The organism is Serratia sp. BIGb0234 (assembly GCF_024809915.1).
Classification (GTDB): domain Bacteria; phylum Pseudomonadota; class Gammaproteobacteria; order Enterobacterales; family Enterobacteriaceae; genus Serratia; species Serratia liquefaciens.
In genome coordinates this window covers 52,003-64,180 of sequence record NZ_JANUEI010000007.1, presented here as the reverse complement: position 1 = coordinate 64,180, position 12,178 = coordinate 52,003, and the positions used below count along the sequence as shown (strand labels likewise).

At 56.2% G+C, this 12,178-nt stretch carries 10 protein-coding genes; 8 read left to right on the top strand and 2 right to left on the bottom strand.

Annotated elements, in window-relative coordinates; genetic code table 11:
- Nucleotide 1: 1 nt before the first annotated feature.
- Nucleotides 2-337: a universal stress protein UspB gene (uspB, locus tag M2407_RS21155; RefSeq protein WP_020837437.1), complete on the bottom strand. Its 336-nt coding sequence runs from the start codon at nt 335-337 to the stop codon at nt 2-4.
- A gap of 613 nt (nt 338-950) precedes the next feature.
- Between uspB and uspA the strand changes: the two genes are divergently transcribed.
- The 8 genes from uspA to M2407_RS21115 all read left to right on the top strand — a co-directional run bounded on the left by uspA (nt 951) and on the right by M2407_RS21115 (nt 10,123).
- The gene (uspA, locus tag M2407_RS21150; RefSeq protein ID WP_012147365.1) at nt 951-1,397 is read left to right on the top strand and encodes a universal stress protein UspA; all 447 of its coding nucleotides are present in this window, start codon (nt 951-953) and stop codon (nt 1,395-1,397) included.
- Nucleotides 1,398-1,655: 258 nt separating this feature from the next.
- The gene (gdhA, locus tag M2407_RS21145) at nt 1,656-2,999 is read left to right on the top strand and encodes an NADP-specific glutamate dehydrogenase (RefSeq protein ID WP_020837438.1); all 1,344 of its coding nucleotides are present in this window, start codon (nt 1,656-1,658) and stop codon (nt 2,997-2,999) included.
- A 338-nt stretch (nt 3,000-3,337) separates the two neighbouring features.
- Entirely contained in the window at nt 3,338-4,324 is a 987-nt protein-coding gene (locus tag M2407_RS21140; RefSeq protein ID WP_020837439.1) for an autoinducer 2 ABC transporter substrate-binding protein, read from the top strand.
- A gap of 112 nt (nt 4,325-4,436) precedes the next feature.
- Complete coding sequence (locus M2407_RS21135) at nt 4,437-5,936, top strand: sugar ABC transporter ATP-binding protein (protein WP_046374940.1); 1,500 nt, start codon at nt 4,437-4,439, stop codon at nt 5,934-5,936.
- Nucleotides 5,929-6,918, top strand: a complete 990-nt coding sequence (locus tag M2407_RS21130; protein ID WP_046374939.1) for an ABC transporter permease — start codon at nt 5,929-5,931, stop codon at nt 6,916-6,918. Before M2407_RS21135 ends, M2407_RS21130 begins: the two co-directional genes overlap by 8 nt.
- A gap of 1 nt (nt 6,919) precedes the next feature.
- The gene (locus tag M2407_RS21125; protein ID WP_020837442.1) at nt 6,920-7,873 is read left to right on the top strand and encodes an ABC transporter permease; all 954 of its coding nucleotides are present in this window, start codon (nt 6,920-6,922) and stop codon (nt 7,871-7,873) included.
- A 13-nt stretch (nt 7,874-7,886) separates the two neighbouring features.
- Nucleotides 7,887-9,524, top strand: coding sequence for an FGGY-family carbohydrate kinase (locus M2407_RS21120; RefSeq protein WP_020837444.1), 1,638 nt, complete (start codon nt 7,887-7,889; stop codon nt 9,522-9,524).
- On the top strand, nt 9,524-10,123 hold the full coding sequence (locus tag M2407_RS21115) for an SIS domain-containing protein (RefSeq protein ID WP_130016910.1): 600 nt from the start codon (nt 9,524-9,526) through the stop codon (nt 10,121-10,123). The genes M2407_RS21120 and M2407_RS21115 overlap by 1 nt, the downstream gene beginning before the upstream one ends.
- Nucleotides 10,124-10,178: 55 nt before the next feature.
- Here M2407_RS21115 and M2407_RS21110 read toward each other — a convergent pair whose 3' ends face one another.
- A complete protein-coding gene (locus M2407_RS21110; RefSeq protein ID WP_259219597.1) occupies nt 10,179-12,077 on the bottom strand; it encodes a bifunctional UDP-sugar hydrolase/5'-nucleotidase in 1,899 nt (632 codons plus the stop codon).
- Nucleotides 12,078-12,178 lie beyond the last annotated feature (101 nt).

Sequence of the window (12,178 nt, the reverse complement as noted above, 5' to 3'; positions counted from 1 at the left end):
TTCAATACCAAATCATCAGCGCAACCAGGCTGATCACCACCAGTCCGCACAGGGCTGAGGTCAGCATAAACTGCCCGCGCACACGCTCACAGCGGCGAATAAACTCCGGATCATGGTGCTCGACATAACGCTGCGAGAAGATATAGCGCACCAGCCGTATCTGCTTGCTCGGCTGGCCATGAGCGGTAAAGAAACCACCGCCGTCGACATATTGATACAGCAGCGGGTCACAGCCGCGCAGAACCACCAACAGCGCGCGCAGAGAAGAGTAATACCGCACCATGTTTAACACACACACCACACACAGAGCCCAAAACAGCGCGACAGTACTGATCATGATTGCCTCCTCAAGGCGTTGTTATCCACGGCGCTCCGCCGGGTCCAACTGCCCTACCTCTATCACCCATTACTGCTGGAGCTTACCGCTCCGATCCCCTTTGCACAGCACAGGCCGCGCATAACCCACCGCCTCTGGAAACACCCCATCGCCATGCAGATGCACACGCGCAGGTTTGATACAGAGGAGAAATGATAAGGCCTATAGTCATTATTGTAGGTTAATGAAACGCAAACTGGCCTGAGCAGTAGATAAAATTTACCGCAAGCCATCCATTTGTCATCCATCTATTGGTTATAACTGATAACCGCCCTGCCTGAGGCCGCCGGAGTTTTCCACTGCCCTAAAGGGCATTTGGGGCTATACTCTGTTTAAGAATGCTTATATTTCAATCGGTCAACCCAGCAACCGCATCATGGGCGATAGGCTTTTCTGCCCAGCGGGTGTAAAACTGACGGTAGGAAGATAAAGAGAGTTTTTTGATGCGGTGCAGTGTGATCGCCTCAACATATCATTGTGTTATCTGAATGATAAAATGAAACCTGAAGCGCCAGGCTGGTACGCTAAATGCCTGCTAACCTTTTAATCGGCATTATATGGAAGGAGTATTCTCATGGCTTACAAACACATTTTGATTGCGGTAGACCTATCCCCGGAAAGTAAAATCCTGGTGGAGAAAGCCGTATCTATGGCGCGTCCGTACAACGCCAAAGTTTCCCTGATCCACGTAGATGTTAACTATTCCGACCTGTATACCGGCCTGATCGACGTTAATCTCGGCGATATGCAAAAACGCATTTCCGAAGAAACTCACCACGCATTGACCGAACTGTCGCAGAATGCCGGCTATCCGATCACCGAAACCCTGAGCGGCAGCGGCGATTTGGCGCAGGTATTGGTTGATGCCATCAAGAAATACGATATGGACCTGGTCCTGTGCGGCCACCATCAGGATTTCTGGAGCAAGCTGATGTCCTCCGCACGTCAGTTGATCAACACCGTGCACATCGACATGCTGATTGTGCCGCTGCGTGACGAAGACGAAAAAGCCGAAGATTAAGTCGGCGCCGCTAAACAGACTTGCCCAACGCCCGCGATTGCGGGCGTTTTTCATTCCGCCGACATCAATAATCGCTTGATAATCAACCGCCCTCCAGTGATATAGTCGCTAAAGACACAACATCCTCCCCCAGGTTTTATCCATACCAATATTTATAAAAATAATGGGGGAAATTAATAGTATTACCCTATGAATTTCGGGCTGTAGCCGGGCAACAACGCGGCAGCTTGAAAGGCAACGGGTATAAAGGAGTTATCCATGGAAAATACCGTATCGGTAGAGTCTTTCTTGTCCTCGCTTCAACAACATAATCCCCACCAGCCGGAATTTTTACAGGCGGTCAGGGAAGTCTTCACTTCGCTGTGGCCTTTTATCGAGCGTAATCCGCGCTATCGCGAATATGCGCTGCTGGAGCGTTTGGTAGAGCCCGAGCGTACCATCCAGTTCCGCGTCAGTTGGGTCGACGATCGCGGCCAGGTGCAGGTCAACCGCGCCTGGCGCGTGCAGTTCAACTCCGCCATCGGGCCTTATAAAGGCGGCATGCGCTTTCATCCTTCGGTCAATTTGTCGATTCTGAAGTTCCTCGGCTTCGAACAGACGTTTAAAAACGCCCTGACCACCCTGCCGATGGGCGGCGGAAAAGGCGGTTCGGACTTTGATCCCAAGGGGAAAAGCCAGGCGGAGATCATGCGTTTCTGCCAGGCGCTGATGACTGAACTGTACCGTCACCTCGGGCCGGATACCGACGTGCCCGCCGGCGATATCGGCGTTGGCGGTCGTGAGGTCGGCTTTATGAGCGGCATGATGAAAAAGCTGTCCAACAACACCGCCTGCGTGTTCACCGGCAAGGGGCTTTCATTCGGCGGTAGCCTGATCCGTCCAGAGGCCACCGGCTATGGGCTGGTCTATTTCACCGACGCCATGCTGCAACGTCACGGGCTGGGTTTTGAAGGCATGCGGGTTGCGGTTTCTGGTTCAGGTAACGTGGCGCAATACACCATTGAGAAGGCACTGGAGCTGGATGCGCGTGTGATCACCGTATCAGACTCTGGCGGTACTCTGGTCGATGAAGCCGGCTTTACCACCGAAAAACTGGCCCATTTGGTGGAGATCAAGAATCAGCGCTATGGTCGCGTGGAAGATTATGCCCGCGAACGTGGCCTGACCTATCTGGCCGGCCAGCAGCCCTGGAACGTGCCGGTGGATATCGCCCTGCCGTGCGCCACCCAAAACGAGCTGGATTTGGCTGCCGCACAGACGCTGATCCGCAACGGGGTCAAAGCTGTGGCGGAAGGCGCAAATATGCCGACCACCATTCAGGCGACCGATGCATTCCTGGACGCCGGGGTGCTGTTTGCGCCGGGCAAGGCGGCCAACGCCGGTGGGGTTGCTACCTCCGGGCTGGAGATGGCGCAGAACGCCGCGCGCATCGGCTGGCGCGCCGAGAAAGTGGATGTACGTTTACAACATATCATGGCGGATATTCATCATGCCTGCGTGGAATACGGCGGCGAGGGTAAGCAAACCCACTACGTACACGGCGCCAATATCGCCGGATTCGTCAAGGTAGCCGACGCCATGCTGGCGCAGGGCGTGTTGTAACAGGTTCATAAGGTGATCTTGTTCACACATTGCTAAAATGCTTCAATGCCGGCGCTCAGTCCGGCATTTTTACCCCTGCAAAACCCGATTGCCCCGCCTCATTTGTTTTATATATGTAAATAATTATGGTTTTTATTGTTAATTTTATGATGATTTTTCGTGGTAAAATTACCACCACTGAATTATTAAACAATTAATTAACATTAAAACCGTCATATTTTTACTCCAATGTGCACAGATCACAATTTCCCAACTCTCGTTACGTCCCCTCTTCCATTCCTTTGTAATCTGCTCAGGTGGAAAAACAGCCACCCCTACAGATAAAAAAGGTACAGCGAATGAAATTTAACCTCGCATTATTAAATGCATGTGTGGTTTCTGCGTGCATGTTATCGACAACACCTGCCTTTGCTGCTGAAAAGTACGAGATTGCCGTGGTTGCCAAAGTGACCGGCATTCCCTGGTTCAACCGTATGGAAGTCGGCGTTAACGACGCGGCCAAAAAGCTCGACGTCAATGCCTACCAGACCGGGCCGTCCACCCCAGACCCGGCCGCACAGGTGAAAGTGATTGAAGACCTGATCGCCAAGAACGTCAACGCCATCATCGTGGTGCCTAACGACGCCAAGGTGCTGGAGCCGGTGCTGAAGAAGGCGCGCGAGAAAGGCATCGTGGTGCTGACGCATGAATCCCCGGACCAGCAGATTGGCCAGTGGGACATTGAAACCATCGACAGCGAGAAGTATGCGCAGGCCAACGTCGATGAGCTGGCGAAAGACATGGGCGGCAAAGGCGGCTATGCCATTTATGTCGGCTCGCTGACCGTGCCGTTGCACAACGCCTGGGCGGATTCCGCCATCAAGTACCAGAAAGCCAAATACCCGGACATGTTCGAAGTCACTTCACGCCTGCCGGTAGCGGAAAGCATCGATAAGTCCTACGCCACCACGCTGGATTTGATGAAAACCTATCCGCAGATGAAAGGCATTATCGGCTTCGGCTCCCTCGGCCCGATCGGTGCCGGCCAGGCAGTCGCCAAGAAACGCGCCAAGGACAAGATCGCCGTAGTCGGTATTGCCATGCCAGCACAGGCCGCGCCTTACCTGGCACGCGGCGACATCAAGAAAGCCCTGTTGTGGGACCCGAAAGACGCCGGTTATGCCCTGGTGACGGTGGCCGATCAACTCTTGCAGGGCAAAGAAGTGACCAAAGATTTGTCGATCGAAGGTTTGGGTAAAGCCGACGTCGACATGGATAAAAAAGTGATTCGGTTTAATAAAATTCTTGAAGTCACCAAAGATAATGCCAAATCGCTAGGATTTTAATTTTCAGTAATATTACGCCACACCGGGAAAGTCATGAAACAACGAAGGGCGCAATATAGTGCGCCCCGAGTTTCAGTCACTACCATAATAAAAACCTGCACAGGTTAACGCTATGACCACATCCACCGCATTTATCACCCTGGAAAATATCAGTAAGAGATTCCCAGGCGTGCTGGCCTTGGACCAGATCAACCTGACGCTAAATATTGGCGAAGTGCATTGCCTGGCCGGGCAAAATGGCTGCGGAAAAAGCACCATCATTAAAATTATTTCCGGCGTTTATCAGCCGGAAAAAGGCGCCAATATTTCGCTTGAGGGTAAACTTTTTCATTCTCTGACGCCGCAGCTGTCCGGCTATTACGGTATTCAGGTAATTTATCAGGATCTGTCGTTATTCCCCAACCTGACCGTGGCGGAAAATATCGCCATTCACCGCTACCTGCCCGGCGGCCATTTCTGGGTGCGCAAGCAGGTGATGCGCCAGACGGCGCTGGATGCCATGGCGCGCGTCGGCGTGCATATCGATCCCGACAAGAAAGTCGAAAAACTGTCGATTGCCGATCGCCAACTGGTGGCCATATGCCGCGCCATTGCCGCCGATGCACGGCTGGTGATCATGGATGAGCCAACCGCTTCGCTGACGCGGCAAGAGGTCGACGGCCTGCTGCGGGTGGTCAACGAACTGAAAGCGGCGGGCATCTGCGTGGTGTTCGTCAGCCACCGACTGGATGAAGTGATGGAGGTCGCCGACCGCATCAGCGTGATGCGCGACGGCAAGCTGGTCGGCACTTATCCCGCCAGCCAGTTGGACAGCCATGAGCTGGCGTTCCTGATGACCGGCCAACGCTTCCATTACAGCCAACTGCCAGCGCTGGCGTCCACCGACAGCGCACCGCTGCTCGAGGTTCGCAATCTCAGCCGGCGCGGAAAATACCAGGACATCAATCTTTCACTGCACGGCGGCGAGATCGTCTCGATCGTCGGGCTGCTCGGCGCGGGCCGTACCGAGCTGTGCCTCAGCCTGTTCGGCATGACCCGTCCCGACAGCGGAGAAATTCGCATCGACGGCCATCCGGTCCAACTGCACAACAACCGTGAAGCGGTGCGCCAGGGTATCGGCTATGTGTCGGAGGATCGTCTTACGCAAGGGCTGATCATGGAGCAGTCGATCTACGACAACACCATCGTCACGGTCTTCGATCAACTGCACACCTCGCTCGGGCTGCTGGACCATGCCAAAGCGACCGAGCTGGTTAACCGGCTGATTCGCGATCTGAACATCAAGGTTTCCGACAGCGCGCTGCCGGTAAAAACCCTGTCGGGCGGCAATGCGCAACGTATCGCCATCGCCAAATGGGTAGCAACGCAGCCGAAGATCCTGATCCTTGATTCGCCTACCGTCGGAGTGGACATCGCCAACAAAGAGGGGATCTACCAGATCGCCAAAGATCTGGCCGCGCTCGGCATGGCGGTGCTGATGATCTGCGACGAAATCCCGGAAGCCTATTACAACAGCCATCGGGTGATGGTGATGCGCAAGGGCGAGCTGATCGCCGAGTTTTCGCCGCACCACAGCACCGAACAACAGATCGCCGAGGTGGTGAATGGATAAGTCATTATTGGCCCGCCTGGCCGGCCGGCACGAGTTTTACCTGGGCCTGCTGGTGTTGTTGCTGGCAATAGGCCTGAGCGTCAGCACCAGCGAGTTTCTGACGCTGGGTAACCTGACGGATGTCGCCACCAGCTACGCCATTCTCGGCATTCTCGCCTGCGGCCTGTTCGTGGTGCTGATAGCCGGCGGCATCGACATTTCATTCCCGGCGATCACCGCCATCGCGCAGTACGTGATGGCCAGTTGGGTCATTCAACACGGTGGCGGCTTCCCGCTGGCGTTCGCACTGGCAATGGGCGTCGGCCTGCTGCTCGGGCTGGTGAACGGTTTTCTGGTCTACTGGCTGAAGGTGCCGGCGATCATCATCACTATCGCCACGCTGAACCTGTTCTACGGCTTACTGGTTTACGCCACCAACGGCACCTGGCTGTACGGTTTCCCAGACTGGTTTATGGATGGCATCAGCTGGTTCTCGTTCCAGGGGGCCGACGGTTATGACTACGGCCTGACGCTGCCGCTGCTGTGCCTGCTGGCGGTAATTATCGTCACCGGCGTGCTGATGAACTTTACCCGCCTCGGCCGCCAAATTTTCGCCATGGGCGGCAACCGCGATGCGGCGTCGCGCCTGGGGCTGAACCTGCTGCGGCTGCACTTCTACGTTTACGGCTACATGGGCATTCTGGCGGGTATCGCCGCGGTGGTGCAGGCGCAGATAACCCAGTCGGTAGCCCCCAACTCCCTGCTCGGTTTTGAGCTGACGGTGCTGGCTGCGGTGGTGCTGGGCGGCACCAGCATGACCGGTGGGCGCGGCTCCTTGACCGGCACGCTGCTGGGCGTGGTGCTGTTGGCCTTCCTGCAAAACGGCCTGACGCTGCTCAGCGTGTCGGCCTATTGGCACCAGGTGTTCAGCGGCGCGATCATTTTGATCAGCATCAGCAGCACCGCCTGGAATGAAAAACGCAAGCTGGCCAAGGAGCTATGACATGATCCAGTTAACCCGTCTGATCCCCAACGATCGGATCATCCGCCTGCAGAGCGCGATCATTATCGCCGTGGCGCTGCTGTTCGCCGGGCTGCTCGGATCGCGCTTCTTCAGCCTCGGCAATTTCCAGTCGATCGCCTCGCAGCTTCCGATCCTCGGCATGCTGGCGCTCGGTATGGGCATTACCATGCTGACCGGCGGCATCAATCTGTCGATTATCGCCGGTGCCAACGCCTGCTCGCTGGTGATGGCAGCCATTATCGTCAGCCACCCGGACCAACCGCTGTTTCTGGCGCTGGCACTGCTGGCCGGGCTGCTTGTCGCCGTCGCCATTGGCGCGCTTAACGGCGTGCTGGTCGCCTGGATTGGCGTTTCGCCCATCCTCGCTTCGCTCGGCACCATGACGCTGATCACCGGCCTGAATATTCTACTGTCCAACGGCGCGGTGATCTCCGGCTTCCCGGCGGCGATTCAGTATCTCGGCAACGGTAGTCTGCTCGGCATTCCGGTAGCGCTGCTGCTGTTCCTGCTGGTATCCGTTGGCCTGTGGCTATTGCTGGAGCACACCACGCTCGGACGCAGCCTGTATCTGATTGGCTCCAACGAGCAAGCCACCCGTTTTAGCGGCGTAAACACCGCCCGGGTACAGATTGCGGTCTATATTTTGTCCGCCCTGCTCGGCTGGGGTGCGGCGCTGCTGATGATGGCCAAATTCAACTCGGCCAAGGCCGGTTACGGCGAATCCTATCTGCTGGTGACCATTTTGGCCTCGGTGCTGGGCGGCATTAACCCGGACGGTGGGTTTGGCCGGGTGCTGGGTCTGGTGCTGGCGCTGATTGTGCTGCAAATGCTGGAAAGCGGCCTCAACCTGCTGGGCGTCAGCAGCTATCTGACCATGGCCCTGTGGGGCGGTGTGCTGATCCTGTTTATCGCATTACAGAATCGAAAAGCCTGACTGGAGAAAAACAATGGCGAGCTATTTTATTGGCGTAGATGTAGGCACCGGAAGTGCGCGCGCAGGGGTATTCGATCTCAACGGTCACATGGTCGGGCAGGCCAGCCGAACCATCGACCTGTATCGTCCGAAAGCGGACTTCGTTGAGCAGTCTTCGGACAATATCTGGCAGGCGGTGTGCAACGCGGTGCGCGATGCGGTCAACCAGGCCGACATCAACCCGATTCAGGTTAAAGGACTGGGTTTTGACGCCACCTGTTCTCTGGTGGTGTTGGACAAAGAGGGCCAACCGCTGACCGTCAGCCCGTCCGGCCGCACCGAGCAGAACATCATCGTGTGGATGGATCACCGGGCCATTACCCAGGCCGAACGCATCAACGCCACCAAACACCGGGTGCTGGATTTCGTCGGCGGCATCATTTCGCCGGAAATGCAGACCCCCAAAATGCTGTGGTTGAAACAGCATATGCCGACCACCTGGGCCAATGCCGGTTACCTGTTTGACCTGCCGGACTTCCTCACCTGGCGGGCCACCCAGGACGCCACCCGTTCACTGTGTTCGACGGTGTGCAAATGGACCTATCTCGGCCATGAACAGCGCTGGGACAAAAGCTATTTCAAACAGATTGGATTGGAAGACGTGCTGGAGCACGATGCCGCCAAGATCGGCAGCGACGTCAAAATGATGGGCGAACCGCTCGGCCACGGCCTCACCCAGCGTGCCGCCAGTGAAATGGGCCTGATTGCCGGCACGGCGGTCAGCGTCTCGATCATTGACGCCCACGCCGGGACGCTCGGCACGCTTGGCGCTACCGGGGTTTCCGGTGAAGTGGCAGATTTTAACCGCCGCGTTGCACTGATTGGCGGTACTTCCACCGGCCATATGGCGATGTCCCGTACCGCACGTTTTATTGGCGGCGTATGGGGGCCGTATTACTCGGCGATCCTGCCGGAATACTGGCTGAACGAGGGCGGCCAGTCCGCCACCGGTGCGCTGATTGACCACGTGATCCAGTCGCATCCTTGTTACCCGGAGCTGCTGGCACAGGCAAAAACCCAGGGACAGACGATTTATGAAGTGCTGAATGCCCTGCTGCGCCGCATGGCAGGTGAACCGGAGGAGATTGCCTTCCTCACCCAGGATATTCATATGCTGCCGTATTTCCACGGCAACCGTTCACCACGTGCCAACCCGACGCTGACCGGTACTCTGACCGGGCTGAAGCTGTCGCGTACCCCGGAAGATATGGCCTTGCATTATCTGGCGACCATCCAGGCGATTGCGCTGGGTACCCGCCATATTATTGAAACCATGAACCAAAGTGGCTACAGCATCGACACCATCATGGCCAGCGGCGGCGGTACCAAAAACCCGATTTTCGTGCAGGAACATGCCAATGCCACCGGCTGCGCCATGCTGTTACCGGAAGAGAGCGAGGCGATGCTGTTGGGGGGAGCGATGATGGGCACGGTGGCGGCCGGGGTATACGACACGCTGCCGGAAGCCATGAGCGCCATGAGTCGCATCGGTAAAACCGTGACGCCACAGACCAACAAAATCAAACGCTATTACGACCGTAAATACCGCGTGTTCCATGAGCTGTATAACGACCACATGAAATACCGCCAACTGATGCAGGAGGAAGCCTGATGCAGCAGGAATGGCAGCGGGCCACTGAAGCCTGGGCAATCTACAGCCGGGAACTGGCACAGCTGAGCCAGCGCATCGACGCACAAAGCTGGCAACGGTTGCTGACGGCATTGGCCGAGTGCCGGGGGAAAATCGTGGTCACCGGCGTCGGGACTTCCGGTATTGCGGCACGCAAGATAGCCCATATGCTGGCCTGCGTGGAACGGCCAGCCATCTACCTGAACGCCACCGATGCAGCACACGGCGATCTGGGCTTGTTGCGCAGCGATGATTTGATGATTCTGATTTCGCGCGGTGGAAATTCCGACGAATTGACCCGCCTGCTGCCAACGCTGCAGGCCAAGGGTGTGCCGCTGATCGGCGTGACGGAAAATCCGGATTCGGCGATCGCCAAAGCAGCACGGTTGGTGATCCGCACCGGGGTAGAAAATGAGATAGATCCACTGAATATGCTGGCAACAACGTCTATCGTGCTGGTATTGGCAATCTTCGACGCGGCCTGTGCCTGCCTGATGGAACGCAGTGGCTACGACAAAGAAACGTTGCTGGCGGTACACCCAGGCGGTGACGTCGGCAAGCGCTTGCTGCAGGGGAAGTAATCCACGGGTGTTGTTGGTAGGGCTCAGCATACCTACGCCGAGCCCATTATCTCTATCAGGCTTTGTTAATCGCCTCGAGAATCACTAACCGATCGCTCAGGCGTTTTTTCGCCACCGGATCGCTGGCGGCGGCCATTTCTGCCTTCAATGCCGCCTGTTGCTGCTGACGGGCCTTCGGCTCGCCGATCAGCAGTGGCTTCACGTTGAACGACGCGACATTGCCGTAGCGCCCATCTTCACTGGTAGGTACGCTGATTTTGCCGTCGTTCAGCAGTTTTTCGACGATTTTACGCTCACGCTCGTAGCCTTCCAACCCAACCAACTGCCAGCGCTGCACCGCCTGTCCCTGATACTGGCCTTTTTTCACTTCGGTCAGATAACGGATAGTCAGGTTGCGGATGGTTCCGGCCTCTTCGCCATATTCAGCCTTGCTGTCCGACAATACCGGGAACTGCATGCCTTCCAGCGCGCCGCCTTTTTGCGTCAGGTGCCCCATGCGATAGCTGTTCATGCCCAGACGGATCGGCGTGCTGTCAGTCACCGGCGTGCCGTCGGCCATGCGCAAATCACGGATGCGCTGCCCGACCGGTTGGCGCAGGTCGATTTTATAGGTCACGCCATCGAAGAAATCATTAGTGGAATACTTGGACGCGCGGCGCTGCGGGTTGAAGCTGTAGGTGACATCGCCGTCCTGCAGCTGATTGAAGTAGCCCGCCGACCATTCCATGTACTTCTTCAGCTCTTTGCCACTGAGTTGGTACACGGTGATCTCGCCGCCGGCATATTGATAATTGAAGGCGATATCTTTGGCCGTAATGGTACCGACGTTTAATTTCGGCCGGTCATTATCAATCTGCAGCGCGATCACCTGCGCCTTCGGCGCATAGTAACGGCTTGCTTCCTGATACAGTTTGCTGATGCCGGTATCCTGCACGTGTACCTGCGGGATCCCCTTCACGGCATCCGGTGGCACCAGATCCTGGCCGCTGAGCTGGGCAATCGGCCGGTTGGCGTTGGCGCGCAAAATCTTGTGATAAGGCTGATAAATCTCTTCCAGCTTTTTATCCGACGCGATGCCTTTGATTGGGTAGGTATAGCTGTCTTTGTTGATCAGCACGTACTTGCCGTTATGCTGCTCAAACTGCAAATCGATGCGCGACAGCGCACGGCCATATTTGTCCGGTTCGGTAACGATCACGCCGTTAATCACTTCTTTATCGACTTTTACGTGCATGTGCCCGGCGACGATCGCCGCCAGTTCCGGGTTCGCACGAGCGATATCGCCAACGCCGGTACCAGGGCGCTGGTTCTCGTTGTCGATGCCCATGTGCGCCACCAGCACGATAGCGTCCACTTCACCCTGAATTTGCTGAATGACCTGCTTCACCGCCTGCACCGGATCGGTAAAGTTCAGCCCTTTCACCCGGTCGGTGCCTTTGGCAAACTCTGCAGTCATCGGCGTATCCATGCCAATAATGCCGATTTTCACTCCCTGACGTTCAATGATTTTATACGCCGGCAGGTAGGGTTTGCCGCTCTCCCACAGAATATTGCCGGCCAATGCCGTGCCCTTGAACTGGTTCAGTGAGGTGGAAAGCGGTTTGAGGCCGAAATCGAATTCATGGTTACCCATCACCCAGACGTCATAGTCCAGCGCGTTAAACCCGAGGATCATCGGGCTGGTTTTGTCGTTTTTAAAAGTCTCGACAAAGTTGCCCTGGATGGTGTCGCCGGCATCGACCAGGATCACGTTGGGCTGCTTCGCCCGTACCTGTTGCACCTGAGTGGCGATTTGGCTCAGGCTGCCGGCCAGGTTTTCGGTGTCGGTCGAATAATCCCAGGGCACAAAGGTACCGTGCAGATCGGACGTGCCGAGGATGGTGATATTGACTGGTTCAGAAGCCATTGCAGAGGTACCCAGGCAAAGCAAAACAGTAAGGAGTGTCTTCTTCATTATCATCTAATTATAGGAAGGGGAACGAACAGGAATCATGCGATCTGGAACACAAGCTTGCCAGTATCTTTGCAAGGTAAAAAATAAAATTGGGAGGTGGA